At 69.4% G+C, this 26,373-nt stretch carries 26 protein-coding genes; 10 read left to right on the top strand and 16 right to left on the bottom strand.

The features are described 5' to 3' along the window. Window positions 1–10 precede the first annotated feature (10 nt). Window positions 11–445, top strand: coding sequence for an SRPBCC family protein (locus TY25_RS07385; protein ID WP_029894671.1), 435 nt, complete (start codon window positions 11–13; stop codon window positions 443–445). Between the two features lie 62 nt (window positions 446–507). Here the strand turns inward: TY25_RS07385 and TY25_RS07380 are convergent, their stop codons facing one another. The 3 genes from TY25_RS07380 to TY25_RS07370 are packed head-to-tail and all read right to left on the bottom strand — an operon-like array spanning window position 508 to window position 2,348. Further along, entirely contained in the window at window positions 508–858 is a 351-nt protein-coding gene (locus TY25_RS07380) for a VOC family protein (RefSeq protein WP_042255240.1), read from the bottom strand. Window positions 859–873: 15 nt separating this feature from the next. Then, the gene (locus tag TY25_RS07375; protein ID WP_042255069.1) at window positions 874–1,689 is read right to left on the bottom strand and encodes a MerR family transcriptional regulator; all 816 of its coding nucleotides are present in this window, start codon (window positions 1,687–1,689) and stop codon (window positions 874–876) included. A gap of 56 nt (window positions 1,690–1,745) precedes the next feature. Continuing rightward, window positions 1,746–2,348, bottom strand: coding sequence for a hypothetical protein (locus TY25_RS07370; protein ID WP_226887090.1), 603 nt, complete (start codon window positions 2,346–2,348; stop codon window positions 1,746–1,748). A gap of 160 nt (window positions 2,349–2,508) precedes the next feature. Here TY25_RS07370 and TY25_RS07365 point away from each other — a divergent pair, with 160 nt between their 5' ends. From TY25_RS07365 to TY25_RS07355, 3 genes are all read left to right on the top strand, one after another. Further along, a complete protein-coding gene (locus TY25_RS07365) occupies window positions 2,509–2,838 on the top strand; it encodes a YbaB/EbfC family nucleoid-associated protein (RefSeq protein ID WP_081868726.1) in 330 nt (109 codons plus the stop codon). A 41-nt stretch (window positions 2,839–2,879) separates the two neighbouring features. Further along, a complete protein-coding gene (recR, locus tag TY25_RS07360) occupies window positions 2,880–3,488 on the top strand; it encodes a recombination mediator RecR (protein ID WP_014981114.1) in 609 nt (202 codons plus the stop codon). Between the two features lie 92 nt (window positions 3,489–3,580). Then, on the top strand, window positions 3,581–4,198 hold the full coding sequence (locus TY25_RS07355) for a LysE family translocator (RefSeq protein ID WP_042255067.1): 618 nt from the start codon (window positions 3,581–3,583) through the stop codon (window positions 4,196–4,198). Here the strand turns inward: TY25_RS07355 and TY25_RS07350 are convergent, their stop codons facing one another. After that, complete coding sequence (locus tag TY25_RS07350) at window positions 4,199–4,843, bottom strand: hypothetical protein (protein ID WP_042255066.1); 645 nt, start codon at window positions 4,841–4,843, stop codon at window positions 4,199–4,201. 21 nt (window positions 4,844–4,864) lie between these two features. Next, window positions 4,865–5,071 carry a hypothetical protein gene (locus TY25_RS07345; protein ID WP_052382855.1) on the bottom strand — a complete coding sequence of 69 codons (207 nt, stop codon included), beginning with the start codon at window positions 5,069–5,071 and terminating at the stop codon, window positions 4,865–4,867. 173 nt (window positions 5,072–5,244) lie between these two features. On the opposite strand from TY25_RS07345, the gene TY25_RS07340 reads away from it, so the two are divergent. From TY25_RS07340 to TY25_RS07325, 4 genes are read left to right on the top strand one after another with little or no spacing between them, the layout of a single operon-like run. Then, complete coding sequence (locus TY25_RS07340) at window positions 5,245–8,913, top strand: transglutaminase family protein (protein ID WP_042255065.1); 3,669 nt, start codon at window positions 5,245–5,247, stop codon at window positions 8,911–8,913. A 38-nt stretch (window positions 8,914–8,951) separates the two neighbouring features. Further along, entirely contained in the window at window positions 8,952–11,843 is a 2,892-nt protein-coding gene (locus tag TY25_RS07335) for a circularly permuted type 2 ATP-grasp protein (protein WP_063602709.1), read from the top strand. Beyond that, window positions 11,840–12,754, top strand: a complete 915-nt coding sequence (locus TY25_RS07330) for a transglutaminase family protein (RefSeq protein ID WP_042255064.1) — start codon at window positions 11,840–11,842, stop codon at window positions 12,752–12,754. Before TY25_RS07335 ends, TY25_RS07330 begins: the two co-directional genes overlap by 4 nt. A gap of 6 nt (window positions 12,755–12,760) precedes the next feature. Further along, window positions 12,761–13,819 (top strand): zinc-binding metallopeptidase family protein, encoded by a 1,059-nt coding sequence (locus TY25_RS07325; RefSeq protein WP_042255063.1) that lies wholly within the window; start codon window positions 12,761–12,763, stop codon window positions 13,817–13,819. A gap of 15 nt (window positions 13,820–13,834) precedes the next feature. Here TY25_RS07325 and TY25_RS44640 read toward each other — a convergent pair whose 3' ends face one another. The 11 genes from TY25_RS44640 to TY25_RS07275 form a co-directional block, all read right to left on the bottom strand. Further along, entirely contained in the window at window positions 13,835–13,987 is a 153-nt protein-coding gene (locus tag TY25_RS44640; protein WP_369405381.1) for a hypothetical protein, read from the bottom strand. 31 nt (window positions 13,988–14,018) lie between these two features. Next, complete coding sequence (locus TY25_RS07320) at window positions 14,019–14,636, bottom strand: ABC transporter ATP-binding protein (protein WP_369405380.1); 618 nt, start codon at window positions 14,634–14,636, stop codon at window positions 14,019–14,021. Continuing rightward, window positions 14,633–15,700 carry a taurine ABC transporter substrate-binding protein gene (locus TY25_RS07315; RefSeq protein WP_042255062.1) on the bottom strand — a complete coding sequence of 356 codons (1,068 nt, stop codon included), beginning with the start codon at window positions 15,698–15,700 and terminating at the stop codon, window positions 14,633–14,635. The genes TY25_RS07320 and TY25_RS07315 overlap by 4 nt, the downstream gene beginning before the upstream one ends. Further along, window positions 15,697–16,584: an ABC transporter permease gene (locus tag TY25_RS07310; RefSeq protein WP_042255061.1), complete on the bottom strand. Its 888-nt coding sequence runs from the start codon at window positions 16,582–16,584 to the stop codon at window positions 15,697–15,699. Before TY25_RS07310 ends, TY25_RS07315 begins: the two co-directional genes overlap by 4 nt. A 177-nt stretch (window positions 16,585–16,761) precedes the next feature. Beyond that, complete coding sequence (locus tag TY25_RS07305; RefSeq protein WP_042255060.1) at window positions 16,762–17,220, bottom strand: hypothetical protein; 459 nt, start codon at window positions 17,218–17,220, stop codon at window positions 16,762–16,764. Window positions 17,221–17,271: 51 nt separating this feature from the next. Then, window positions 17,272–17,982: a DUF2637 domain-containing protein gene (locus TY25_RS07300; protein WP_081868724.1), complete on the bottom strand. Its 711-nt coding sequence runs from the start codon at window positions 17,980–17,982 to the stop codon at window positions 17,272–17,274. 171 nt (window positions 17,983–18,153) lie between these two features. Beyond that, window positions 18,154–18,864: a type 1 glutamine amidotransferase gene (locus tag TY25_RS07295; protein WP_042255059.1), complete on the bottom strand. Its 711-nt coding sequence runs from the start codon at window positions 18,862–18,864 to the stop codon at window positions 18,154–18,156. Continuing rightward, window positions 18,861–20,099: a MurT ligase domain-containing protein gene (locus tag TY25_RS07290; RefSeq protein WP_042255058.1), complete on the bottom strand. Its 1,239-nt coding sequence runs from the start codon at window positions 20,097–20,099 to the stop codon at window positions 18,861–18,863. The genes TY25_RS07295 and TY25_RS07290 overlap by 4 nt, the downstream gene beginning before the upstream one ends. Before the next feature lie 77 nt (window positions 20,100–20,176). Further along, window positions 20,177–20,827, bottom strand: coding sequence for a pyridoxamine 5'-phosphate oxidase family protein (locus TY25_RS07285; protein ID WP_042255056.1), 651 nt, complete (start codon window positions 20,825–20,827; stop codon window positions 20,177–20,179). Between the two features lie 46 nt (window positions 20,828–20,873). Further along, window positions 20,874–22,649, bottom strand: a complete 1,776-nt coding sequence (locus TY25_RS07280; protein WP_042255055.1) for a hydroxysqualene dehydroxylase — start codon at window positions 22,647–22,649, stop codon at window positions 20,874–20,876. Window positions 22,650–22,861: 212 nt separating this feature from the next. Then, window positions 22,862–23,815, bottom strand: coding sequence for an EamA family transporter (locus TY25_RS07275; RefSeq protein WP_042255236.1), 954 nt, complete (start codon window positions 23,813–23,815; stop codon window positions 22,862–22,864). Window positions 23,816–23,951: 136 nt separating this feature from the next. Here TY25_RS07275 and TY25_RS07270 point away from each other — a divergent pair, with 136 nt between their 5' ends. Further along, window positions 23,952–24,884 (top strand): LysR family transcriptional regulator, encoded by a 933-nt coding sequence (locus tag TY25_RS07270; protein WP_042255053.1) that lies wholly within the window; start codon window positions 23,952–23,954, stop codon window positions 24,882–24,884. Window positions 24,885–25,111: 227 nt separating this feature from the next. After that, the gene (locus TY25_RS07265) at window positions 25,112–26,371 is read left to right on the top strand and encodes a KasA/KasB family beta-ketoacyl-ACP synthase (RefSeq protein ID WP_042255052.1); all 1,260 of its coding nucleotides are present in this window, start codon (window positions 25,112–25,114) and stop codon (window positions 26,369–26,371) included. Window positions 26,372–26,373: the final 2 nt, after the last annotated feature.

The raw sequence follows: 26,373 nt of genomic DNA, 5'->3' as shown, positions 1-26,373 counted from the left end.
GGAGCTCATTGTGGGACAGGTCAGCGCCAGCAGTTCGATCGCCGTTGCGGCGGACCCGCAGCGCACCCTCGAAGCCATCGCGGACTACGAGACGGTGCGGCCGCGCATTCTGTCCGCGCACTACCGCGATTACAAGGTGGTCGAGGGCGGCAAGGGCGCGGGCACCGTGGCCGAGTGGACGCTACAGGCCACCGAGAAGCGTTCGCGCAATGTGCACGCCGTCGTGACGGTGTCCGATTCGATTGTCACCGAGCGGGATTCGAACTCCACCCTGGTCACCACCTGGACGGTGACCCCGGACGGCACCGGCTCGCAGGTCACCCAGCGCACCACCTGGCAGGGCGCGGGCGGGGTCAAGGGCATCTTCGAGGGGATCTTCGCACCGCTGGGCCTGAAGAAGATCCAGGCCGAGGTGCTCGGCAACCTGCAGAAGGAACTCGCCTGACGCACCGGCACCGCGCAGCGGAGCCCGGCACCTGATCGGTGCCGGGCTCCGCCGGTGTCGGGCTACTGCGCGCCGATATCGAAGAGGTTGCCTTCCGGATCGGCCAGCGTGGTCCACTGCGCGCCGTACTCGTCGAAATCGCCGATGCGCTTGGCGCCCAGGCTGATCGCCCGGTCGATGTGCCGCTGCCAGTCCGCGGCGTGCAGGTCGAGGTGGATGACGTTCTTGCCGGGAGTCTTGTCGGGCACCCGGATGAACATCAGCACCGGCGCGGCCCCGGCGGTGCGGCCCACGGTGGCGAATTCGGTCGAGGCCGCCGGGTCGACCGGGAGGTCGAGCAGCTCGGACCAGAAGCCGGCCAAGGCGGCGGCGTCGGCGCTGTCGATGGTGATGTGCGCGAGGGTGAGCGTCATGGGGGTCTCCATTTTTCAGAGCAGGCCGATCGGCCAGCAGACTTCGGTGCGGTAGGCGTGCGGGTCGTCGGTGGCGTCGGGACTCACCAGGTAGCGCTCGCGGATCGGTTCGGCGAGCGACTCGTCGTGCTCGGCGACGTGACTGCCGAGCGCGCCATAGGTGCGGTCGAAGTCGTCGAACGGTCCGTCGTGTCGCGCGACCGCGAACCGGCGCGCGGGCAGTTCGATGCGCGAGACCCGGTCGGGCAGTGCGAGCTCGGCGTCGCCGGGAATCGGGACGAAGGCGACCACCGCACCGATGTCGTTCTCGAAGAACTCCGTCGAGTAGGTGGCGCCGTCGACGCCGACCGGCGCGATGCCCGCCGCGCCCAGCGTCTGGTGCAGCAGGGTGAACGCCGCTTCGCACCACGGGCCGATCGCCTCCCGGGTGACCACCTCCGCGATCGCGAGCGCGGGAAAGGCGGCTTCCGAGCGATATTCGACCGCGAGCGGCGCGGTGGGGGTCAGCAGCGCACGCAGCGATGCCACCACCGCGCGGGTGCGCGCCAGTTCGGCTTCCATGCGTTCGAGGTGGGCGCGCAGCGCGGCGTTGCGGGTGTCCTCGTCGGCCGCGTCGAGCACGGCCTTGATCTCGGGCAACGGCATATCGAGCTGGCGCAGCCTGCGGATCAGATGCGCCTGAGGCACCTGATCGATCGAATAGCGCCGGTACCCCGAGCCGCTATCGATCGAGACAGGCGCGAGCAACTCGATGTCGTGGTAATACCGCAGCGTCTTCACGGTCAGGTACGTGAGCCGGGCGAACTCCCCGATGGCGACGGTCGCTGTCATACCTTCAGCGAACACCCTCCAGCGGGGGGAGAGTCAAACTCTCCGAATCGGGACGGTCAGGTCAGCACGAAAGTGAGCAGCATGGTGGTCTGGACGCCGCCGCGCCACCACGAGTAGCCGAACCAGACGCCGGGGGTGACTTCGCGGATCTCGTCGTAGACCTGCGGGGTGGGGGCGGGCGCGTAGTCCAGGGCCCAGGCCGGGTTGCCGTCCAGCAGGGCGGGCGCGGTGTACACGTAGGCGGGCCAGGCTTCGTAGCCGGCACCGGTGACGCGGTTGGTCAGGGTGCCGCCGTCCGGGCCGGTGTAGAAGATCTTGCCGATCCAGAACGCGGACGAAATGCCTTGGATCGAGGGCGGTCTGGTGACCCAGCCGTCTTTCACGCCCGTCGGCACGGCCCCGCGTGGCGCGTCCCGGAAGATCGCGTCCTGCTGCTCGGGCCCGCAGCGGAAGCGCAGGGCGTCGATGGTGGCGGCCCGGTTGTCCGGGTAGAGGACACAGCCGCCGCCGTAGTCGGCGGCCGCCTCGGTGACACCCGGATCGGCGGCAGCCACCGGGCCGCCGACGCCGAGGAAGATGCCGGGAACACCCAGCGAGAGCACCAGCGTGCTCAGGAAACGTGCTCGGATCGCGTGCATAGCTATCTCCAGAACTGCCATACCGGTCTCCCGACCTGCCTCCGATGTTAGGTCGATCTTGATCCGGTTTAGCTGGAACTACCCAACCTGTTACCTGTCATGCGCCGCGGGCGGCTCCCGTCGGCGCCGCGCACCCAGGGACTAGGCTGATCAGTGACACTTTCTTCAGAGAGGACATGCCGTGCAGCCCGGTGGTCAGTTCGACATGCAGCAGCTACTCGCCCAGGCGCAGCAGATGCAGCAGGCAGTGATGGAAGCCCAGGCCGAGCTCGCCGAGGCCGAAGTGGAAGGTCAGGCCGGCAACGGGCTGGTCAAGGTGACCGTCAAGGCGACCGGTGAGATCGTCGCGCTCACCATCGATCCGAAGGCGGTGGATCCCGAGGACGTGGACACGCTGCAGGACTTGGTGATCGGCGCGGTGAACAACGCGATGGCCTCGGCCCAGCAGCTCGCGGCCGAGCGCCTCGGCCCGCTCTCGGGCGGCGGCATGCCGGGGTTGCCGAACTTCTGACCACCACCACGAGTGCCGCAGAGGCGAAGAGGACGTAGCCGTTGTACGAGGGTCCGGTTCAGGATCTGATCGACGAGCTGGGCAAGCTGCCCGGCGTCGGTCCGAAGAGCGCGCAGCGCATCGCTTTTCATCTGTTGCAGGTGGAGCCGCCGGAGATCGACCGGCTACAGGCTGCCCTGCAGAAGGTGCGCGACGGCGTGCAGTTCTGCGTGTCCTGCGGCACCGTCTCCGACGGCGAACTGTGCCGCATCTGCGCCGACCCGCGGCGCGACCGCACCATGATCTGTGTGGTCGAGGAACCGAAAGACGTGCAGGCCATCGAGCGCACCCGGGAGTTCCGTGGGCGTTACCACGTGCTCGGCGGTGCGCTCGACCCGCTCAGCGGCATCGGGCCCGACCAGCTGCGCATCCGGGAACTGCTGGCGCGCATCGGAAACCAGCAGGACGGCGTGGACGTCAGCGAGGTGATCATCGCGACGGACCCGAACACCGAGGGCGAGGCGACGGCCACCTACCTGGTGCGCATGCTGCGCGACTTCCCCGGCCTCAGCGTGACCAGGCTGGCCTCGGGTCTGCCGATGGGCGGCGACCTGGAATTCGCGGACGAGCTGACGCTGGGGCGCGCACTGTCGGGACGCCGCGCGCTCTAGTCTCCCGCAGGCTGATTCAGCCCGTGACCGGCCGGTCCAGCCCCGAATCACCGGGGGTTGCGCTCACTGCGGCGCGGGTTACTGTGTCGGAAATGAGCATCGAATTCCTGCTGACCACGCTCGTCATCGTGGTCACCCCGGGTACCGGCGCGCTGTACACCCTCGCGGCCGGGCTCTCCCGGGGCACGCGGGCCAGCCTGGTCGCGGCGTTCGGTTGCACGCTCGGCACCGTCCCGCACCTGCTCGCGGCGATCACCGGCCTCGCCGCGCTGCTCAATGCGAGCGCGATGGCCTTCCAGACCTTGAAGTATTTCGGTGTCGCGTACCTGATCTACATGGCGTGGAGCACGTTCCGTGACAAGGGTGCGCTCGCGGTGCCGGACGGGCCCGAGCAGACGGGCCAGTCGGCGCGCAAGGTGATCGTGTCGGCGGTGTTGCTCAACCTCCTCAACCCGAAGCTGACCCTGTTCGCCTTCGCGTTCCTGCCGCAGTTCGTGCCGAGCGGTTCACCGAACGCGCTGGCGCGCATGCTCGAACTGAGCGCGGTGTTCATGCTGGCCACGTTCGTCGTGTTCGCGATCTACGGCGTGTGCGCGGCCGCGCTGCGCAACCACGTCATCACCCGCCCGGTGGTGGTCACCTGGATGCGACGGGTGTTCGGTGCTTCCTTCCTCGCGCTGGCGGGCCGCCTCGCGGTGCAGAACCAGTAGTCAGAGTTCCACGCGCGACCAGGGCAGGGTCTGCATGCGGTCGCGATTGTCGGTGGCCCAGTCCCAGATCAGCGCCGAGACGGTGGCGGCGTCGAGCACCGTGGTGCCGAAGTGCTTCTCGGCCGAGCCATCCCGGTATTCGAGGGTGAACGCACCGGTCTTCTCCCGGTAGGTCTGCATGTAGACCTGGTCGTCGCGCTCCACCACCAGGTAGGGGTTCGGCGGGGCCAGCTCGGAAACCCATTGGTCGGCAAGGGTTTTCGTCAGATAGGGGAACTCGCCCGCGCCGCCGTGGGTGACCGTGGCCGGCACGTGCCCGGCCGGGTCGATCAGCCAGGCCAGCTGCGGATCGTAGACCGCGTAATCCAGCGGGGTCGCGACCGAGAAGAGCAACTGCCGCACGAAGCCGATCGCGTCGTAGGGGCACGACACCTGCAAGGCCGCGCCGGTGGCGGCGCCGCCGATCGGGGCGCTGCTGAGGAAGCTGTCGTCCGCGGGCAGTTCGTCGTTGCGTTTGTTCAGCTCGGTCGCGATCTGCGCGACCACCTCCGACTCCTGCACTCCCTGCTGGGTGCTCAGGTAAGCGTCGACCTCGGGGATCGATGACGCGACACCGGACGGCAACAACACGTGGTCATAGCTCACCCGAATAGGGTACGGGTCTGCTCAGGCGCGGCGACGGGCTATGTCGGGCTCCGCGCAGGGACAGCCGCCCGCGACGTCGCCGCAGTCGACGACGAAGGTGTGCCGGGCGTAGTCGAGATCGACGCAGCCCTCTTCGGTGCATTCGGTGCGCCTGGTGGAGTGCACGACGAGGGTGCCGTGGCAGTGGTCGATCGCGGATTCGCAGCATGAACAGTCCAGCTCGCGCATTGCTGACCTCGCAGCGGGGACGAAGGGCTGAGATCGGTCCTCAGTTCGTGTGTAGCACTCCCGAGCCGTGCGGCGGGGGACGTCGGCGCCGTGTGTCGCGCGGCGGCCGCGGTGCGGCGACTCTCGCTGAAACTCCACGTCCATGCCGTGGCCAGGTGTGGTGAACTTGCTGCATGGGCATCAAGGTGTCGCTCGAACACCGGACCGTCTACACCTTCGACCGGCTGGTCGAGGTACATCCGCACGTGGTGCGCCTGCGCCCGGCCCCGCACTCCCGCACCAAGATCGAAGCCTACTCGATGCGGGTGACGCCGACCGGGCATTTCTGCAATTGGCAGCAGGACGCCTTCGGCAATTTCCTTGCGCGGCTGGTCTTTCCGGAGCCTGCGCGGGAACTGTCGGTGACCGTCGGGCTGATCGCCGACCTCGAGGTGATCAACCCGTTCGACTTCTTCATCGAGGACTACGCCGAGCATTTCCCGTTCCGCTACGGCGCGGACCTACTCGCGGATCTGGAGCCGTACCTGCGCCCCGTGGACGAGGCGGAGCCGGGGTCGGGTCCCGGTGCGCCGGTCCGCGACTGGGTGCGCGCGCACACCGGCACCGCGCGGCCGCGCACCATCGACTTCCTGGTTTCGGTCAACCAGGCGCTACGGCACGATGTCGGCTACACCGTCCGGATGGAGCCGGGCGTGCAGACACCCGGGCAGACGTTGCGGGCCGCGCTCGGGTCGTGTCGCGATTCGGCCTGGCTGCTGGTGTCGATCCTGCGCGAGCTGGGGCTCGCGGCGCGGTTCGTGTCCGGGTATCTGGTGCAGCTGGTCCAGGACGTGCCGTCGCTGGACGGCCCGTCGGGCCCGCGCGCCGACTTCACCGACCTGCACGCCTGGACCGAGGTGTACCTGCCCGGCGCGGGCTGGGTCGGGCTCGATCCGACCTCGGGCCTGTTCGCCGGTGAGGGGCACATCCCGCTCGCGGCGACGCCGCACCCGGTGTCGGCCGCGCCGATCACCGGCGCGACCGGGCCCACCGGCGCCACCATGGACTTCAGCAACACCGTCCGGCGCATCCACGAGGATCCGCGGGTCACCTTGCCCTATACCAGCTCTCAGTGGGAGCGGATCCAGCAGTCGGGTGCCGCACTGGACGCGCGGATGGCCGCCGCCGACGTGGGCCTGACCGTCGGCGGCGAACCGACCTTCGTCTCCATCGACGACCAGACCGCGCCCGAATGGACCACCGAGGCCGACGGCGCGCACAAGCGCGAACGCGCGGTCGATCTCGCCGACCGGTTGCGGCGGATCTACGCGCCGAGCGGCCTGACCCAGTACCGGCAAGGCAAGTGGTATCCGGGAGAACCGTTGCCGCGCTGGGAGATCGCGGTGGCTTGGCGGGCCGACGGGTCGCCGCTGTGGACGCGCCAGGACTTGCTCGCCGACCCGTGGACGCCGGTCGGCACCGCATGGCCGCAGCCGGACGCGCCCGCCCCCGGCGGTGCCTCGGCCTCCGGCACGGGAGCCATCGCACTGGCGAATGATGCTGAGCTGTCGAGCGTTTCGGTGAACGGCGATGGTGGCACGGCAGCGGGCACGCAACGTCGCGGCGACGATGCCGCCCAGTCGTCCGTTGCCCCCGCTGCCCCCGCGGCGACCGTGGCCCCCGCATCGTCCGTGGCTTCCGCCGAGCCCGGAGGAGAAAGGGTTGCCGCAGCACAGGTGTCGGCGGTGCAGCCGGCCAATGCGCAGGCGGGATTGCGGCCGCGTGCGTACGGTCCGGCGCGGCCCGATTCGGCACGGGCGGTGATCGCGCACGTCGCGGCCGGTCTCGGTCTGCCGGACGCCCAGGTCCGTCCGGCGTACGAGGATCCGCTGCTCCGGTTGGCCGGGAAAGCGCGTGCGCCGCAAGGTGTTCCGGTCGCGCCGCAGGACGATATCGATCCCGCCGACGACTCGGTGCGGACCCGGGCGGAGCTGCTCGCGCGCCTCGATGCCGCGGTCACCGAACCGGCCGCCTACGTGCTGCCGCTGTACCGCCGCGACGACGGCGCGGGCTGGGCGAGCGCCGACTGGCGGTTGCGCCGCGGGGTGTGCGCGGAGCAGCCTGCGGGGCGAATCGTGTTGACGGACGGGGATTCTCCGGCCGGACTGCGCCTGCCGCTCGACTCCGTGTCCTGGCGTCCGCCGCGCCCGCGCCCCGACGCCGACCCGCTGTTCGTCGGGCCGCGGGTCCCGGCGCCCGACGAGCCGCCCGCGGTGGTGCAGTCCGCCGAATGGGAGCCGACCACCGCACTGGTGGGCGAGGTGCGTAACGGAAGGCTGCACGTATTCCTCCCGCCCACCGAACAACTCGACGATTTCCTCGATCTGATCCGGCGCGTGGAGGCCGCCGTGGTCGCGCTCGACCGCCCGGTGGTGCTCGAGGGCTACCCGCCACCCACCGATCCCGGGCTGCGCACGCTCTCGGTGACGCCGGATCCGGGCGTGATCGAGGTCAACGTGCCGCCGACGGTCTCCTTCGCCGAGCAGTCCGATCTGCTGTCGACGCTGTACGAGCAGGCCCGGCTGGCCCGGCTGAGCACCGAATCGTTCGAGGTCGACGGCACGCACGGCGGCACGGGCGGCGGTAACCACATCACGCTGGGCGGCGCGACGCCCGCCCGCTCGCCGCTGCTGCGCAGGCCGGACCTGCTGGTGTCGATGCTGACGTACTGGCAGCGTCATCCCGCGCTGTCGTATCTGTTCGCCGGTCGTTTCGTCGGGCCGACCTCGCAGGCGCCCCGGGTGGACGAAGGTCGTGCGGAGGCGCTGTACGAATTGGAGATCGCGTTCGCCGAGATCGCCCGGCTCACGCGCCCAGGCGGCCGGTTCCACGCGCCCTGGCATGTCGACCGCGCGCTGCGGCACCTGCTCACCGATCTCACCGGCAACACCCATCGCGCCGAGTTCTGCATCGACAAGCTCTACAGTCCCGAAACCGCCAGGGGCAGAATGGGTCTGGTGGAACTGCGCGGTTTCGAGATGCCGCCGCACTGCCAGATGGCGATGGTACAGTCGCTGCTGGTCCGCGGGCTGGTGGCGAGCTTCTGGGCAGAACCGTTGCGCGCCCCGCTGATTCGGCACGGCGCGAATCTGCACGGCCGGTACCTGCTGCCGCATTTCGTGCTCGCCGATATCGCGGAGGTGGCCGCCGACCTGCGCGCGCACGGCATCGATTTCGACGCCAGCTGGCTGGATCCGTTCACCGAGTTCCGTTTTCCGCGCATCGGCACGGTCGTGCTCGGCGACGTCGAACTGGAACTGCGCGGCGCCATCGAACCGTGGCACACCCTCGGCGAGCAGGCCACCGCGGCGGGCACCGCGCGATACGTCGACTCGTCGGTGGAGCGGTTGCAGGTGCGGGTGGTCGGCGCGGATCGCGAGCGGTTCGTGGTGACCTGCAACGGCATGCCGATCCCACTGCTGGCCACTGACAAGGCCGGGGTGCAGGTGGCGGGGGTGCGGTATCGGGCGTGGCAGCCACCGAATTCGCTGCATCCGTCGATCACCGTCGACGTGCCGCTGGTCTTCGACCTGATCGATGCCGAGACCGGGCTCTCGCGCGGTGGCTGCACCTATCACGTGGCGCACCCGGGCGGCATGGCCTACGAGGATCCTCCGGTCAACGCGGTGGCCGCGCAATCGCGCCGCAACCGGCGCTTCGAGGCGGCGGGGCACACCACTGCCCGCGTGGATCCCGGGGAACTACGTGCGAAAATGGCAGCACAGTCCCTGGACGGCGGCGTGGCGGGCGTGCTCGATCTGCGCCGCGCGCGGACCGTCTGGGGCGTGGTCGGCGACCGGTAGGCACGTCTGACAGGGGAAGCGAGGTCGGCGCGGTGACAATGCGCGAAGCCGAAGCGTCGTCGCAGGATGGGCGGCGGGCACCGAGCGCCGCGCCCGGCGTGCGCGAGCAGGTTGCCGAGCAATTCGCGCGCTACCGCAGCGGCGGGGTGGAAACCGCCCCCTACGACGAATGCGGCCGGCCCACCGAGGGGTACTACGACGAGCTGGTCGACGCCGGCGGCCGGGTGCGCCGCATGTGGTCGGAGCTGTCCGCGGATTTCGTCGAACTCGGCACCACCGGCCTCGGCAGGCTGGACAGCCGCGTGCGCCGGCTGATCGAGGACGACGGCATCACTTATACCGAGGTTACCGGCTCGGGCGAGCAGGCGGTGACGACGCCGTGGCGATTGGATCCGATTCCGCTGCTCATCTCCGCGGACGACTGGACCCGGCTGGAGGCCGGTCTGGTGCAACGGTCCCGGGTGCTCGACGAGGTGCTCACCGATGTGTACGGCCCGCGCCGGATGCTCACCAACGGACTGCTCCCGCCGGAGGTGGTCTTCGGCTACAGCGGCTATGTCCGTGCCGCACATGGCATCACGGTGCCGGGGCGGCATCAGCTGTTCCTGCACGCCTGCGATATCAGCCGGTGGAGCGACGGCCGGTTCCGGGTCACCGCCGACTGGGCCCAGGCGCCGTCGGGCGCGGGTTACGCACTCGCCGATCGCCGGGTGGTGTCGACGGCGATCCCGGAGGCGTTCGAACACTCGAATCCCCGGCCGCTCACCCCGTTCGCCAGGGCGATGCGGCTGATGTTGATCGAGTCGGCCCCCGAGGGTGAGGCCGACGATCCGGTGGTCGTGGTGCTGAGCCCGGGTGTGCATTCCGAAACCGCTTACGACCAAGCCAATCTCGCGTCCATGTTGGGCTTCCCGCTGGTGGAAAGCGCGGACCTGGTGGTGCGCGACGGCGCGCTGTGGATGCGCTCACTGGGCACGCTGCGCCGGGTCGACGTGGTGCTGCGGCGCGTGGACGCGGAGTTCTCCGATCCGCTCGACCTGCGGCCGGACTCGCGGCTGGGCGTGGTCGGTCTGGTGGAGGTCCTGCGCAGGGGCGCGGTGACCGTGGTGAACACCCTGGGCAGCGGCCTGCTGGAGAACCCGGCCCTGACCGGTTTCCTGCCGCGCTTGGCCAAGGCGCTGCTCGGCGAGGATCTGCTGCTGGAGAGCGCGCCGAGCTGCTGGGGCGGCGACGACAAGGAACGCGCCCATCTGACAAAGAACCTGCACCGCTTGATCATTCGTTCCGCCGTCGACGGCGCGACGATCTTCGGCCCCGCGCTGTCCATCCGGCAGCGGGCCGATCTGCGCGCGCGGATCGAGGCCACCGGCTGGCAGTGGGTCGGCCAGGAGCCGGCGCAGTTCTCGGTCGCGCCCGCGGTGGAGGGTTACGGCGGACTGACCCCCGCCCCGGTCGGCATGCGGCTGTTCTCGATGGCCCGGCGCGGCGGCTACACGGCGATGGCGGGCGGCCTCGGTCAGCTGCATCAGCGCACGCTGCCCGATCGGGTGGTGATCAAGATCGCCGCCAAGGACATCTGGGTGCGGGCCGCGCAGGCACCGGTGCCCGCGGTCGGCACCGAGGCCCCGCACGAGGAGCGGGTCTCGCGGCGGCTGCCGATCGTGGCGGCGATCAGTTCGCCGCGCGTGCTCAACGACCTGTTCTGGATGGGCCGCTACAGCGAACGCGCCGAAGCGGCGGCCCGGTTGTTGATGGCCACGCACGAGCGGTACCAGGACTTCCGGTACCGGCCGTGGTTGGAGGGCGCGGAGGCGCTACCGGTCCTGATGGCCGCGCTGGCGCGGGCGACCGCGACCGTCGCGCCGGCCGCGTTCTTATCCGGCACCCCAGCCGGCGATGCGATGCCACTCGTGGACGCCGGAGCGGGCGTGGCGCCGGATCGCATTGCGACGCAAACGAGTTCGGCGGGCAGCCAGACCCAGACCCAGCCGGATTCCGAGAACGTGACCGTCACGACGGAGGCGGGCGTGCTCGGCCAAGCGATCGTCGCGGCCGCGACCGCGGCAGGGATGGCCGACACCGGTGCCGATCCCGTGGATCCGCCGCCCCGGCCGGCGGTGGCCGGGGCCTCCCGCGAGGGGCACGACTATCTGGTGGCGTTGACCGTCGACCGAGATCTGCCCGGCTCCTTGGCCTTTGCGGTCGATCGCTACGCGAACGCGGCGCGGGCCGTGCGCGACCAGCTCTCCAACGACACCTGGATGATCCTCAGCGCGGTGGACCGCGCCATGGCCGAATATCGGGGATTCGGCGAGGATCGGGAAGCCGCGCTGTCGGCGGTGCATTCGCTCACGCTGGCCGCGCTGCTGTCGCTGTCCGGGATCGGTGCCGAGTCGCTGGTGCGCGACTCCGGTTGGTACGTCATGGATATCGGCAAACGCATCGAACGCGGGCTCGCGCTGACCGCGCTGATGTCCGCCGCGCTGACTCAGACCTACCCGGAGGAGACCGAGCAGGTGGTCACCGAGTCGGTGCTGCGGGCGGCCGAATCGCAGGTGAGTTATCGACGGCGGCACCGGGATTCGGTGCGCATCGCGGCCGTCGCCGGGCTGCTGCTCTTCGATACCGCCAACCCGCGCTCGCTGGCCTATCAGCTGGACCGGCTCGACGCCGACCTGCGGGCGCTGCCCGGCGCATCCGGCTCGTCGCGGCCGCAGCGGTTGCTCGCCGACGCGCAACGCATGCTGCGGCGGGTGGATCCGGACGATCTGGAGGTCACCGACGACGCAGGCAGGCGCACCGAATTGGCCGAACTGCTCGACGGTGTGCACCTGCGCCTGCGCAAGCTGGCCGAATCGTTCGAGACCGCGAAACTGGCGCTGCCCGCGGGCTTCCAGCCGCTGTGGGGTAGCACCCGGGTGGTCGGATGAGCGAGCGCACCGGCGCGGCCCGGCGGTATCGCGTCGCCCATCGCACCACCTACCGATACTCCGACGAGGTCACCAGCTCCTATGGCCGCGCGTATCTGACGCCGCGGGAATTCCCGGGGCAGCGGCTGCTGTCACACGAGGTGTCGGTCGATCCGGTGCCCTCGGATCAGTCCATCGGCTCGGATGTGTACGGCAACACCACGTCGTATTTCCATGTCACGGCCGAACATCGAACCCTGGTGGTCACCGGTGAGTCCCTGGTCGAGGTCGACCGGCCCGGTGACGCCGGGGCGGGCCCGGCGGGCAGGCCGTGGGAGACCGCCCGGCCGACCGGTGCGACGGGGCCGCTGGCCGTGGAGTTCACCCTCGATCTGCGCCCGCCCGAGATCACCCCGGAGGTCACGGCGTACGCGGCCGAATCGCTGACCCCCGGGCGGCCGCTGCTGGCGGCGGTGGCCGAACTGAACAGCCGGATCCACGCGGATTTCGCCTACCGGTCCGGCTCGACCACGGTGTCCACCAAGGTCGCCGACGTATTCGCGGCCCGGACCGGCGTCTGCCAGGACTTCGCCCGGGTCGGCGTGGCCTGCCTGCGCTCGCACGGCTTGGCCGCCCGCTACGTCTCGGGCTACCTGGCCACCGACCCGCCGCCCGGCAAGGAGCGCATGGTCGGCGCCGACGCCACGCACGCCTGGGCCGCCGTGTGGGTGCCCGGCGCCGATGCGCACGACCGCACCGGGCGGTGGATCGACTTCGACCCCACCAACGACCAATTCGGCGACGAACGCTACGTCACCGTGGCCTGGGGCCGCGATTACGCCGACGTGCCGCCGCTGCGTGGCATCATCTATACCGACGCCAAAGAGAGCACAATTACCGTTTCGGTCGACGTCTCTCCGGTGGAGGTGTGAGCCAGCGTGCGTGATTTCGCCTGTCCCCATTGCGGCCAGCAGTTGGCCTTCGAGAACTCGGTGTGCCTGTCCTGTTCCAGCCCACTGGGTTTCAGTCTCAGCACGCTCAGCCTGGTGGTGATCGGTGACCCGCCGGGTGACGCGGCGATCGACGTGGCCGCCGGTGTGGTGGACGCGAGCCGGTTCCGGTTGTGCGACAACCTCCATGTGGCGCAGTGCAATTGGCTGGTCCAGGTGCCGCAGGACGGGGCGGGTGACGGCAACGGACAGCCGGTGCTGTGCGCGTCGTGCCGCTTGACCCGGACCCGCCCCAACGATCTCGACGGCGCGGGGCTGGCCGCGTTCGCAGAGGCCGAAGCGGCCAAGCGCCGGCTGATCGTCGAATTGACCGAGCTGGGCCTGCCCATCGTCGGACGCGACCGGGATTCGGCCCGTGGCCTGGCCTTCGACCTGCTCTCCAGCGTCGACAAGCAGGTGATCACCGGCCACAAGAACGGTGTGATCACGCTGGATCTGGCCGAGGCCAACGATCCGCACCGCGAGCAACTGCGCATCGAGATGGACGAGCCGTACCGCACGCTGCTCGGGCACTTCCGGCACGAGATCGGCCACTACTACTTCATGGTCCTGGTCGACGACGACGAGGCGCGCCAGCGCTTCCGGGACCTGTTCGGCGATCCCGACGCCGACTATCAGGCCGCGCTGGAGCGCCACTATGCCGAAGGCGCGCCGCCCAATTGGGAGTCCGACTACGTATCCTCCTACGCCACCATGCATCCCGCCGAGGACTGGGCCGAAACCTTCGCGCATTATCTGCACATCCGCGACACCCTGGACACCGCAGCGGCTTTCGGTATCGCCCCCGCCGGCGCCAGCCTCGACCGTCCGCAGGTCGGCCGCTCCGGCTTCGACAAGATCATCGACCTCTGGCTGCCCCTGGCCTGGTCGCTCAACATGGTCAACCGCTCCATGGGACACCCCGACCTCTACCCGTTCGTGCTCCCGGACCGCGTGCTCGACAAGATGCGCCTGGCCCACGAACTCTGCGCGCGTTCGGCCGGGTGAGCTTGTCCCGGAGCGCTATTCGTGCGCGGCGTAGATCTGGGCCGAGACCTCGTCGCGCATCGTGGCGAACCCGGCCCGGTCGCGGATGGCGGCGAACGTCGGCTCGACGAGATCGGCCTTGAACGAGGTGGGCTCGTCGTAGATCACCCGGCCGGGGCGGGCGCCCATGACCAGGACCCGGGTGCCGAGCAGGAGCGCCTCATCGATGCTGTGCGTGACGAAGACGACCGTCTTGCGGCGATCGCGCCACAGCGTGAGCAGTTCGCCCTGGAGTTTTTTCGCGGGTCAGCGCGTCCAGCGCGCCGAACGGTTCGTCCATCAGGATGATCTGTGGATCGTTGACCAGTACGCGGGCGATCTGCGCGCGCTGCTGCTGCCCGCCGGACAGCTCGTAGGGGCGGCGACCGCCGAGGTGGTCGAGGCCGACCAGGGTCAGCATCCGCTCCGCCTCGGCGACGCGCCGGGCCTTGGGCACGCCACGGACTTTCGGGCCGAACTCGACGTTCTGCCGGACCGAGAGCCACGGGTAGAGGTTGGGTTGCTGGAAGACGACGCCGCGGTCGGGGTCCGGTCCGGTGACGGGACGGTCGCCGACCCGGACTGTGCCCGCGCTCGGCTCGAGGAAACCGGCGAGCAGGTTCAGCAGCGTCGACTTGCCACAGCCGGAAGGGCCGACGACGCAGACGAATTCGCCGCTCTCGATGGTCAGGTCCGTCGGGCCGAGCACCTGCGTCGGGCCGTCGTTGCCGGGGTAGGACTTGCTCACCCCGGCGAGGGTGACCCGGTGCCGCAGGTCGGCATCCGCGCGCACCGTCACGAGCCTGCGCCCTTCGCGGCGTCGACGTAAATGCCGTCACGGTAGGCGGTTTCGTCGCCGACGGCGTCGATGCCGCCCTGGCTCAGCAGGAATTCGGCGGTCTTGCGCAGATCGCCGCTGAAGCCGCCGCCGAGATACTTCGCGTCGGCCTGCTCGGCCGCGCCGAGATAGTTGTATCCGGCCAGCTGCGGCCCGACCAGCTTCGGATCGATACCGAGCTGCGCGCCGATCGAGACGGCCGCGTCCGCGGGCGCGGTCCGCAGCTGCTGGACGGCGTAGTCCTGGAGTTTCGCCCAGACCACCGCGAAGCGCGCGTGCTCGTCCAGGAATTGCCGGTTCGCCACCGCCAGATCGAAGGTGGGCGCCCCCGCCGCGGCGGTATCGGCACTGGACGTCACGACATGCCCACCGGATTCGAGCAGTTTCGACAGGGTCGGATCCCACACCCACGCCGCGTCGATCTGGCCACCGGTCCACGCGCCGGGAATCGCGTCGGGTTTCAGGTTGATCAGCTGCACGTCCGCGGCCAGGCCGGCCCGCCCCAGCGCGGCGAGCAGGCTGTAGTGCGCGGTGCTGCCGAACGGCGTCGCGACGCGCTTACCGCGCAGCCCGGCCAGGTCGGTGATCGCGGCGTCCCGGGCGACCAGCGACTCCGACTTGCCGATGACATCGTGGATCCACAGCACCCGCACCGGCAGCTGCAGCGGCGCCGACAGCGCCTTGGTCGCGGGCGCCGAGCCGAGCGTGCCGATATCGAGGCCGCCCGCGCCGAACGCCTGCACCACGTCGGCGCCCGAAGCGAACTGGCTCCAGGTGACTTTAGCGTTCGGCAGGCAGGCGGCGAGCAGCCCGCGATCCTTCACCAGCAGATCGGCGTTGGGGATCGCCTGGTAACCGATCCGGGCCGTCGTGGTGACACCGGGGTCCGCGGCGAACGGGCAACTCGCCTGCGCGCCCGTGGCTCCGGTGTCGCCGCGGCCGGATTCGACGCACCCCGCCGTGGTCGCGAGGACGGCCGCCACGGCGAGTCCGGTCGTGACGGCACGACGCACAGCGGATTTCATACCTTGCCTTTCCACGGAACTGCTTTGGCGCCGAGAAATTTGATGACCGAGTCGAGCACGAGTGCGGCGCAGCCGATCACGATGATGCACGCGATGGTCAGCGGCGTATTCAGTTGTGTGCCCGCGATATAGGCGAGGCCGCCGATGCCGGGAATGCCGTTGTTCAGCTCCGCGGCGACGACGGTGGTCCAGGCGAACGCGGTGGCGATCCGGATACCGCCGATCACCTCCGGCAGCGTCGCGGGCAGCACCACCCGCGAAATCACCTGCGCCCGACCGGCGCCCAGCGCACGGGCCGCGTTCAGATAGTCCTGCTTGACGCCGGTGACGCCGCTGAGCGTGGCGATCGCGATGGGCGGGAAGGCGGCGAGGAACAGCAGCCAGATCTTGGCGACGTCGCCGATGCCGAACCAGACGATCAGCAGGCCGATGTAGCCGAGCGGCGGCAGCGAGCGCAGGAAGTTCAGGATCGGCTCGGTGATCAGGCGCACCGGTGTGAGCATGCCCATCACGAAGCCGACCAGCGGCCCGGCCACGATCGCGAGGCCCACCCCGGCGGCGATCCGCTGCAAGCTGGCGACCAGGTGTTCCCACAGGTAATAGTTCTGTTCGCCGATCACCGTGCGGTCGACCCCGGCCGCGATCGGGTGCCGGGAGTTGGCCCGCACGAACGCATCCCATACCGCGCGGGGCGAGGGCAGATAGAGCGGATCGACCCAGCCCGCCTCGGTGATCATCGTCCACAGTCCGAGCACGAGGCCGAGCGCCGCGACGCGGGTGAGCACCGGCCTGATCGAGCGACGAGAGCGGTGTGGGCGTCGTACCGGCACGGCGGCCGCCCCGGCCTCGATCGTCGGCGTTTCCGGTGGGCTGATCGCGGTCATCCGGCCCTGCCCAGCAGGCCAACGTCGGACACGACACTCTCCTCACGATGCGCCGCCCAGCACGGCAAACGTCGACGTTATCCGGGCGGGCCGGGGCGGGGGAGAGTTAAGAACGCCGTGAACATAATTCGGGCGCGGCCGGACGTACGACGTCGCGGCCGCGCCCGTCCGAATGATTCAGCCGACCCCGTTCATGCTGGTGTTGATTGTCGCGTTCGGGGTCACGCTCATATTGATGTGCTCGCCGATGTTGCCCGCCAGCCATTGATTCTGCGCCAACGTCTCGAAGACGCAGATCAGCAATAACTTTCGGCTGCGCCTGCTCACCGAGTATTCGAGATCCGGCGCGGTTTCCGGACCGCGCACAGCGTTGCTGATCCCTTTGCGCAGACTGGGTTCGGAGAGCAACCAGAACAATTCCGGTCCGATCAGCACCGACTGCCCGCCGGTTTCGTGGAACCAGCGGCCGGCGAATTCGATCAACAGGTCCGTGAACGCGTCCCCGCTTTCCACCGCCTCGGTGAGCTGGCTCAATGCGCCCGATCGATCAACACTGCTCTGGATCACCGAGGCAAGCCTGCTCGCGACTTCCCGGAACTGATCGACGTCTTGGTCCTGCCAGACTGTGAGAGCCATGTTTACTCCATCGAAGTAGTCGAGCGCGGATGTATTTTCAGCGAGGCCTGTCTATCGGTTGTTGGAGTTGAGCAGGGTGCGGCCGTTCGCGGCTTCGAAACCGTTGAAGCGCAGGGGGGTACGCGGCCCACCGTGGGGGACGGGGCTCACCGCAGTCGCGGGTGTCATCGATTCGTGGCCTTCGAGACGGGGGTCGAGACGGGGGTCATGGCCATTGAGCTGGGGCGATGTCACCGGGTCGGCGATCTCGTCCGGTTCGGTCGAGAGCACCGGCTCGACGACGGGGGCGGGTCGCGCGGTGCTGCGAGCCAGCAGGATGAGGGTGAGGTGGACCGCGAAGAGCAGGGTGAGCGGCATTCCGGCGTAGATGATCAAAGACACCGGGCCGCCGCCGATTTCTCGCGCGTATTCGATATTTCCGGCGACCGAAACGAGGGTGGACAGAACGAATAGTCCGGTCGCATACCACCACCCCGCGCTGCGTTTGGGAAATGATGCGGTGGCCACGATGGAGCCCACCACCAGGCCGTCGATCGCGATCGGCACATTCGAGGCCAGGCCGGGTTCCACCAGATTCCGCACGGCGAGATGATGGAGCGCGGCGAACGACATTTCGAAAGCTTTCATCGCCACCACGGCGGAAACGAGCAACGACAGATACAACGGACGCGGCCGGAGCAGGCTGCGTACCCGCGGCCAAGTGGCAGGACGGGCCGGCTGCTTTATTGGTTCGGCAGCAGCGCCCGGCGTGATCGTCGTCATAGCGGGGAGCGTAGCGCGCGCGACGCGCTATCCGACGGAGCGAATGGTTCGAGTCGCGAGCACATGCAATTGCGGACTCGGCGCGATGAAAGAATTCGGCCCGATGTGCGTTGCGCGCACATCGGGCCGAATTCCGCGTTATCGGGCGATAATCGATACCCGGCGTATCGCCTAGGCGCGCAGCCGCTCCCTGCGCAACTGGTCGACCTCGGGCAGGTCCAGCGGCGCCAGCTCCGAGACGCCGAGCGCGCGCATCAGCAGCAGATCCGCGAGTTCCGGATTGCGCGCCAATGCGGGGCCGTGCATGTAGGTGCCGAGCACCGAACCCTGCACCACGCCCTCCAGGCCGTCGCCCACCCCGTTGCCGACGCCGCGGGTGACCCGCGCCAGCCCGGTCGCGTCGCCGCCGAGTTTGGTACCGCCGCGATGGTTTTCGAAACCGGTCAGCGCCGCGGTGAGGCCGGGCAGCAGCGGTGTGGTGGTCACCTCGCCGATCGCGCGTTCGGCCTGCGGCGAAGTGGTCACGTCGATCATGCCGACACCGTCGACCCGCTCGCCCGAGGAGGTCTCGTACCACTGGCCGAGCACCTGGATCGCGGCGCAGATGGCAAGCACCGGAGCGCCTTTCGCGGCGGCCTGCTGCAGCCCGGGATAGCGCTGCAGATGCCGGGTGGCCAGTCGCTGCGCCGAATCCTCCGCCCCGCCAAGGGTATACACGTCCAGCGAATCGGGTACCGGATCGGCCAGGGTGATCTCGACGATCTCGGCGGCATAGCCGCGCAGCCGCAGCCGCTGGCGCAACACCAGCGCGTTGCCGCCGTCGCCGTAGGTGCCCATCACGTCGGGCAGGACCAGGCCGATGCGTACTGTGGATTCGGTCATGCCGTCCGTCCGTCGAGGTCGCGGTTGAGGTCACGGAACGCGGTGTAGTTCGCCAGCACCTCGACGTGCCCGGCGGGACAGGAGGCGATGGCGCGCACCGGATTCGGCACCGTCGTGTGTTCGACGCCGGCATAGGTCAGGCGCACCGCGAGGTCGGTGGCCCGCTCACCCGACGCGACCACCTGCACCCCTTCGAAGTGCTCGAACCGCACGTCCCAGAGCCAGGACAGATCCTCGCCGTCGGGCACCTGACCGTTCACCGCGATGACCAGTCCGGCCGAGGCGGGCTCGATCATCGAGAGGGCTTCCTGCCAGCCCGCCGGGTTCTTGGCCAGCAGCAGCCGCGCGGCATGCTCGCCGACCTGCACGGTCCGGTAGCGGCCCGCGATTTCGCGCACCGTGCCGGTCGCGGCGACCGCGTCGGCTGCGGTGGCGCCGAGCGCGACGGCAGCGGCGACCGCCTGCGCGGCGTTGCCTCGATTGGCGCGGCCGGGCAGAGCCAGCTCGAGCGGCAGCCGTACTCCGTCGGGGCCGACCAGGTCGTTGCCGTCCAGCCACCAATTCGGCTCGGGCCGTTCGAAATCCGCGCCGGTACTGCGCCAGTGGCTGCCCTCCCACCGGATGGGTTCGCCGCTGCGCGGGCAGCTGGTGGCGTCCATCGACCAGCCGCTGCCCGCGGCCACCCACACCACGTTCGGGTGGTCGTAGGCGATCGAGGTCACCAGCACGTCGTCGCAGTTCGCGATCACCACGGTGCCGGGGTGGCGCGCCAGGCCCGCGCGCAGCCTGCGTTCGATCATATTGATCTCGCCGACCCGGTCCAGCTGATCGCGGCTCAAGTTGAGCAGCACGACCGCCGCCGGATTCAGCGAATCGGTGACATGCGGCAGATGCAGCTCGTCCACCTCGATTGCGGCCAGCGGGGCGCCGCGGTGCGCGCTGAGCGCGGCGACGATGCCCGCGTCCATGTTCGCGCCGTCGGCCTGGGTCGCCACCGCGCCGAGCGTGCTGAGCGCCGCCGTGGTCATCCTGGTCGTGGTCGACTTGCCGTTGGTGCCGGTGATCAGCACCGTGCGCTTGCCGCGCCCGAGCTGGTCCATGATCGTCTTATCGATCTGCAGCGCGATGAGCCCGCCGATCATCGATCCCTTACCGCGCCCCGCCCGCTGCGACGCCCACGACGCTGCCGCCGCGGCTCGCAGCGCGATTCGCCCGCGCACCGAAATGTCTGCCACGCCGCGAGTCTAGTGTCGACTGGCGCAACTGGCTCCGTCAGCTGTCGCCGACCGGCTTTCGTCGCGTTCGGGCGGTATCAGCCCTGGTAGAGCTTGGCGTTGTAGTTGGCGGGGGCGTAGTGCTGTTCGAGCTGCTCGATCGTCGCGGTGACCTCGCTCTGCACCTCCTTGACCAGGTGCGGCCAGCTGGGCAGACCGTCGTCGGGCCACTGCTCGGGCTGCCAGAGATGGCTGCGCAGGAACGCTTTGGCGCAGTGGAAATAGATCTGCTCGATCGACACCTCGACGGCCAGGATCGGGCGGTGGCCGCGCACCACCATGTCGTCGAAGTACGGTGCGTCGCGCACCAGCCTGGCGCGCCCGTTGATCCGCAGGGTCTGCGGCCGCCCCGGAATGATGAACAGCAGGCCGACGTGCGGGTTGGCGAGGATGTTCAGATAGCCGTCGGCCCGTCGGTTGCCCGGCCGCTCCGGGATCGCGATGGTCCGGTCGTCGAGGACCTTGGCGAAGCCCGCCGGGTCGCCCTTGGGGGAGGCGTCGCAGTTGCCCTCGGCGTCGCTGGTGCTCATCACCAGGAACGGCGTGGCCGCGATCCAGTCCCGATCCCTGGGGTGCAGCGCGACGCGCTCCTTGTTCGCCGCGAGCGGCGTGACCTCGCCGAGTAGTCGCCGCAGGTCCGCCGGGTCGGTGATCTGATCGCTGATTTCGCCCACAGCTGATTCAAGCATCTGCGCGGGCGCGGCGATCCGCTTCGGTCCGACGGTGACCGATCGCTCAGATCGGGACGTCGAACAGGTTCGGCTGTCCTGCCGCGTAGCGGTCGGCGTCGATGCGGCGCAGCGGTTCCAGTTCGGGCGCGCGGTACAGGGTGTACATCCGGCAGCGTTCGGAGTTCGAGCCGGCCACGTCGAGCAGGGCGTTCACCGCGGCCCTGGCCGACTCGTTGGCCCCTTCCATTGTCGCGAGATCGACATTGGTGCGCACGTAATCGCCTGCCAGGAACAGGTTTTCGAGCGGGCCGTGCGGTGCGGGCCGGTGTGCCCAGGAGCCTGCCGTGTTGATCAACAGCGGATCGGCGTTGGCGTTGCGGCCCTTGTCCGCCTGCCAGGTGATGCCCGGATCGAGGAACCACGAGTGCAGGTCGGCCTCGCGCAGCAGGTCGCCGCGGTCGTCGAGATGCGCCGCCAACTGCGCCCAGACCTCGCGCGCGATCTCCTCGTGCGTGCACTCCTTGGCGGGCTTGCCGTACAGCAGGCCCGGGGTGTTCCAGTCGGAGATGTCCACCGAAAGGCAGTCCTGCACGGTGCCGTCGCCGAATTCGCCGAATTTCCGCGTCCACAGCTGATTCTGGTTGATCGAGGTGAGCGCCCACGGCGCGTCGATGTAGGCGGCGTGACCGCGCGAGATATCGGCGGGCCTGCGCAGGTAGAACTGGATGCCGTTCATCCAATCGGTGACCAGCCTGTCCATCGCGCCCAGTTCGGGACGGATCTCGAGCACCTCCGGCGACCAGAGCATGCGGGCCCGTTCGGCGGGCAGCGCGACGACGAAGTAGTCCGCCTCGACACTGCGGGGCGTGCCGTGCTCGTCGACGATGCGCGCGGCGCTGATCCGGCGGTCCCGCAGTTCCAGCTCGCGCACCTCGGCGCCGAGCACGAGTTGCACACCCAGCGTGCGCAATCGGTCCAGCCACGGCTCGATCCAGACCGCGTTGGTCGGCCCGTTCAGCACCCGGTCCATCCCGCCGTCGTTGCCGATCTCCAGCGGGTTGCCGAGGAACTGTTCGCCCATGTTGCCGATGGTGCGGACACTGGCGACGTTCTCCTTGGCGGCGACCATGATGCTGGTCAGCGTGCGGGAGAGCAGCGCGCGGAACTCGTGTGAGCGCGCGTGGTTGCCGACGTAGTCGTGCCAGGAAGTGTTGTCCCATTGGCCGTCCCGGCGGGCATCGCAGCTGCTGTTGAACACCAGCAGGCGGTCGGCGAAGTACATGCCCTCGGCGGGCGGCATTTTCAACGCGGTCGACAGGGCCGCGCCGAGTGTCTCGCGGAAGGCCTCCGGACTGAACGGGCCGCGTGCGCGGAAGCCGAGCGGTACCCGGAAATCGTCGCCACCGCGCCGGGCGAAGCGCGCCTCCGGCACTGCGACCAGGTTGTTCCACACCCCGTTCGGGTTGTCGCCGAACGGAATTCGCCGCATGGTGTCGGGCACGTGCTGATAGAAACCGGGGAAGAAGCGGAAACCGTGCTCGCCGGGCAGATCCGGCCGGCCGCCGGAGCCGGTGCCGGGGACCGGCACGCTGCGCGCCTTGCCGCCCCAGGCGCGTCGCTCGAAAATCGTGACCTGAAAACCACGTTCGATCAGTTCGTGCGCCGCGGTCAAACCCGCGACGCCACCGCCGAGTACCGCGACCCGCCTACCGCCCGGATCACCGGCGGCAGGCCCGGATCTGAGCGCGCCGGTCAGCAGTGCCCCCGCTGTTGCTACCCCCGCCGTCACCGTGCCGCGAAGAACATTCCTGCGCGATACGGTCCACCGATTTTCTGCCATGCGCCGCTCTGTGCCTAGCCTCAGGACCTTTGTTACATGTTGTCACTACTGTAAAGCGGCAGGTCCCGAACCGGCGTACCCGCCCCGTGCCTCGCCCGAGGGAACGCTGATTCGGACAATGGCTGTGAGCATAGCGATATCGGCGCCGGGATAGGCGAACCTGTGCCGACGGTTGCCAGAACCCTTTGGCACACATGAATATCCGGGCGGGCTCAGGCCTCGATCAGTTGCGGACGGGCACGATCGGTGGCCGCGTCGGGGGACGCGGCCTGGCCGGTGGCGGTCGCGGTGCGCTTGCCGGAGGTGGCGGCGAACGCACCCGCGATGACGATCACGCCACCGACCAGGGACAGGGGGGTGGGGGTTTCGTCGAGAAACGCCCAGGCTGCGGCGATTCCGACGACGGGGACCAGCAGCGTCAACGGTGCGACGACGCCGGCGGGGTAGCGGCTCATCAGGTAGGTCCACATGCCGCTGCCGATGACCGTGGCGAGCACCGCGATATAGCCGAGCGCTACCAGGGCGGGCCAGCCGGCCGCGGAGAAGGAGCCGGTGAGTGCGTGCCAGCCCGTGGCCGGACCTTCGGCGGCGGCGGACAGCGCGAACAACGGCAGCGGCGGGACCACGGCCAGCCACAGCGTCAGGTGCAGGGTGTTCAGGCCGGGCGACTCGACCGTCGCCTGGCGCGCGCCGATATTGCCGAAGGCCCAGCCGAGACCGCCGGCCAGGGTCAGCAGCACCGGCAGCAGGGTGGCGTGTTCGAGCCGGTCCCAGCCGATCACCGCCATCCCCGCCAGCGCGACCACGATGCCCGCGACCTGGCTCGACCGGATCCGTTCCCGCAGGAACAGGGCGCCGAGCAGCACGGTGAACGGCGCGGAGGATTGCAGCACCAGCGAGGCGAGCCCGGTCGGCATGCCGACCCGCATCGCGGTGAACAGGAAGGCGAACTGCAGGATGCCGAAACCGGTGCCGTACAGCAGGAGCCAGCGCATGCGCACCCGCGGCCGCGGGACGAACAGCAGGACCGGAACCGCGATGACCGCGAACCGCAGCGCGGCGAAGAAGAAGGGCGGGAAGTGATCGAGTCCCACGCGGATCGCGAGAAAGTTCAGGCCCCAGAGCAGGACGACGGTAAATCCGAGCAGTCGATCACGAGCGGTCACGTGGTCCATCGTGCGTTCGGCTAACCATCAGAACAATCGAATAAATACGGATCATTGATGTAGTTTTGCTTCATGATCATTGCTCGGCGCTCGCTCGGTACAGGCGCCGGTGGCTGAGCACCCAGGCGGCCCGCCGATGTCGCTGGACCGGCTGCGGGTGCTGTGCGAATTCGCGGACCGGGGCACCATCGCCGCCGTAGCCGCCGCGCTCTTGATGACGCCCTCGGCGGTGTCGCAGCAGCTCAAGGTGCTGGCCCGGGAGGCGGGCGTGGCGTTGCTCGAACCCGACGGCCGCCGGGTCCGGCTCACCGATGCGGGGCAGGCGCTGGTGGTGCGCGCCGATGAGGTACTCGCGGCGATGGATCGGGCCGTGGCGGAGATGGCGCACTATCGCGGCTCGCCTCGCGGCCGGGTCCGGGTGGCCGTATTCCCTTCGGGCGGAGCGCTTTTGCTGCCCCTGGTGTTGCCCGCGATGACCGACAGCGGCGTCGACGTGGTCGCCACCGACTGGGACCTGCCGCCCGCCGACCTGCCCCGGCTGCTCGCCGACAACGACGTGGTGCTCACCCACCGCGACGAGCGCGCCGCGCCCGTTGCCGACTCACGCATCTCGGTGCACATGCTGATGCGCGAGCCCATCGACGTCGTGGTCGCGCCGACCCATCGGCTCGCCGGGCGCTCCGCGGTGACCCCGGAGGAGCTCGCGGACGAGACCTGGCTCAGCGTCAAGGGCGGCTTCCCGATCGACGACGTGCTGCGCTCGATCGCCACCGTCACCGGGGTGCGGCCACGAATAGCGCAGCGGCTCAACGAATTCCACCTCATCGAAACCGTGGTCGCGTCGGGCTACGCCGTCGCGCTCATGCCGCGCTACGCGGTCTCGCACCCCGGCTTGTCGGTGCTGCGGCTCACCGGGGTGCGCGCCGCCCGCGTCTACGAACTGGCCACCCGCCGCCGCGCCGAGCACCGTCCCGCCATCGCGGCCGTGCTGGCGGCGTTCCGGGATGCGGTCGCCACTGTCACCGCCGGATCCGCGCCGCCGGACGGGAGCCCGGTCGGCCTGCGGTGAATTGTCGAGTTCTTACAGGCGGTTTCGCGTTCGGTCGGGGCCGGCTCGGTGAAGTCACTGGTACCGGGGTCGCGTGCCGAGCTTAGGCGGCGAACGCGCCTGCGTCGTTGGTAACTTCGCACAACTCCCGCGCCCGGCTGTGAGTGTTCCGCACATGACGCGCCGCCGATCGGCCAAATAAATTGCAGGACAGGCTATCCGGCAATACGAAAGGACACGCGACAGCAATGCGCGATATCACCGAGTTCTCCACCCGCAACGGAGGATTCCGGAGCGTGGTGGTGACCGCGGTCGAGGTTTCCTCCGCGCTCGGCGCCGACGCCGAGTCCACCTGGAAGGGGCTCCTCGCGGGCGAGAGCGGGGTGCGCAAACTCGACGACCCGGAGGTCGAGAGCGGGCGCTTACCGATCGATATCGGTGCGAAGTTCAAGGTCGACCCGACCGCCGAGCTGGACCGGGTCAAGAAGCGGCGCATGTCCTACGTCCAGCAGGTGGCCTACGTGATGGGCAAACGCATCTGGGAAACCCTGGGGGCGCCCGAGGTGGACCAGGACCGGCTCGGTGTTTCGATCGGCACCGGCGTCGGCGGCGCGGAGGTGATCGTCGACTCGAACGACATCCTGCGCGATCAGGGTTATCGTAAGGTCTCGCCGTTCGCGATCCCGATGGCCATGCCGAACGGGCCCGCGGCGGTGCTCGGACTCGAACTCGGCGCCCGGGCCAGCGTGGTGACACCGGTGTCGGCGTGTTCGTCGGGGTGTGAATCGCTGGTGCACGCGTGGCGCTCGATCATTCTGGGCGAAGCCGACATGATCGTCGCGGGTGGCGTCGAAGGTCGCATCAATGCCCTTGCGCTGGCGGGCTTTACGAACATGCGGGCGTTGAGTTCGCGGGTCGGGGAACCCGAACGCGCCTCGCGTCCGTTCGATCGGGACCGGGACGGGTTCGTCTTCGGCGAGTCGGCGGCCCTGCTCGTGCTGGAAGCCGAAGAGCACGCGCTGGCGCGGGGCGCGCGGCCGATCGCCCGGCTGCTCGGCGCGGGCCTGACCGCCGACGGCTACCACCTGGTGGCACCGGACCCGGAGGGCCGGGGCAACGCGCGCGCGATGCGGCGCGCGCTGCAGACCGCGGGTGTCGACGGTGCCGAGGTGGATCACGTCAACGCGCACGCCACCGGCACGCCGTTCGGCGATGTGGCCGAGGCCAAAGGGGTTTCGGCCGCGATCGGCAACCATCCGTCGATCTACGCGCCCAAGTCGGCGCTCGGCCACTCGGTCGGCGCGGTAGGCGCGCTGGAGGCCGCGATCTCGGTGCTGACGCTGCGCGACGGCGCGATACCGCCGACCCTCAACCTGGATAATCAGGACGCCGAGATCGATCTCGACATCGTCAGCGGCGCAACCAGATACACCGACGTGCAGTACGTGATGAACAATTCGTACGGCTTCGGCGGGCACAACGCCGCGGTGCTGTTCGGCAAGTACTGAGG

Origin of the sequence: Nocardia brasiliensis NBRC 14402 (assembly GCF_000308475.2) — a bacterium.
Taxonomy (GTDB): domain Bacteria; phylum Actinomycetota; class Actinomycetes; order Mycobacteriales; family Mycobacteriaceae; genus Nocardia; species Nocardia brasiliensis.
Note: the sequence above shows the minus strand (reverse complement) of the source record. Positions and strands in the feature narration are given on the sequence as shown.

Bases quoted from the DNA above. Each gene is read 5' to 3' on its own strand.
- TY25_RS07380 (WP_042255240.1), bottom strand. From the start codon at position 858: ATGACGCTCACCCTCGCGCACATCACCATCGACAGCGCCGACGCCGCC.
- TY25_RS07375 (WP_042255069.1), bottom strand. From the start codon at position 1,689: ATGACAGCGACCGTCGCCATCGGGGAGTTCGCCCGGCTCACGTACCTG.
- TY25_RS07370 (WP_226887090.1), bottom strand. From the start codon at position 2,348: ATGGCAGTTCTGGAGATAGCTATGCACGCGATCCGAGCACGTTTCCTG.
- TY25_RS07355 (WP_042255067.1), top strand. From the start codon at position 3,581: ATGAGCATCGAATTCCTGCTGACCACGCTCGTCATCGTGGTCACCCCG.
- TY25_RS07345 (WP_052382855.1), bottom strand. From the start codon at position 5,071: ATGCGCGAGCTGGACTGTTCATGCTGCGAATCCGCGATCGACCACTGC.
- TY25_RS07340 (WP_042255065.1), top strand. From the start codon at position 5,245: ATGGGCATCAAGGTGTCGCTCGAACACCGGACCGTCTACACCTTCGAC.
- TY25_RS07335 (WP_063602709.1), top strand. From the start codon at position 8,952: ATGCGCGAAGCCGAAGCGTCGTCGCAGGATGGGCGGCGGGCACCGAGC.
- TY25_RS07330 (WP_042255064.1), top strand. From the start codon at position 11,840: ATGAGCGAGCGCACCGGCGCGGCCCGGCGGTATCGCGTCGCCCATCGC.
- TY25_RS44640 (WP_369405381.1), bottom strand. From the start codon at position 13,987: ATGGGCGCCCGCCCCGGCCGGGTGATCTACGACGAGCCCACCTCGTTC.
- TY25_RS07315 (WP_042255062.1), bottom strand. From the start codon at position 15,700: ATGAAATCCGCTGTGCGTCGTGCCGTCACGACCGGACTCGCCGTGGCG.
- TY25_RS07310 (WP_042255061.1), bottom strand. From the start codon at position 16,584: ATGACCGCGATCAGCCCACCGGAAACGCCGACGATCGAGGCCGGGGCG.
- TY25_RS07305 (WP_042255060.1), bottom strand. From the start codon at position 17,220: ATGGCTCTCACAGTCTGGCAGGACCAAGACGTCGATCAGTTCCGGGAA.
- TY25_RS07300 (WP_081868724.1), bottom strand. From the start codon at position 17,982: ATGACGACGATCACGCCGGGCGCTGCTGCCGAACCAATAAAGCAGCCG.
- TY25_RS07295 (WP_042255059.1), bottom strand. From the start codon at position 18,864: ATGACCGAATCCACAGTACGCATCGGCCTGGTCCTGCCCGACGTGATG.
- TY25_RS07285 (WP_042255056.1), bottom strand. From the start codon at position 20,827: ATGCTTGAATCAGCTGTGGGCGAAATCAGCGATCAGATCACCGACCCG.
- TY25_RS07280 (WP_042255055.1), bottom strand. From the start codon at position 22,649: ATGGCAGAAAATCGGTGGACCGTATCGCGCAGGAATGTTCTTCGCGGC.
- TY25_RS07270 (WP_042255053.1), top strand. From the start codon at position 23,952: ATGTCGCTGGACCGGCTGCGGGTGCTGTGCGAATTCGCGGACCGGGGC.
- TY25_RS07265 (WP_042255052.1), top strand. From the start codon at position 25,112: ATGCGCGATATCACCGAGTTCTCCACCCGCAACGGAGGATTCCGGAGC.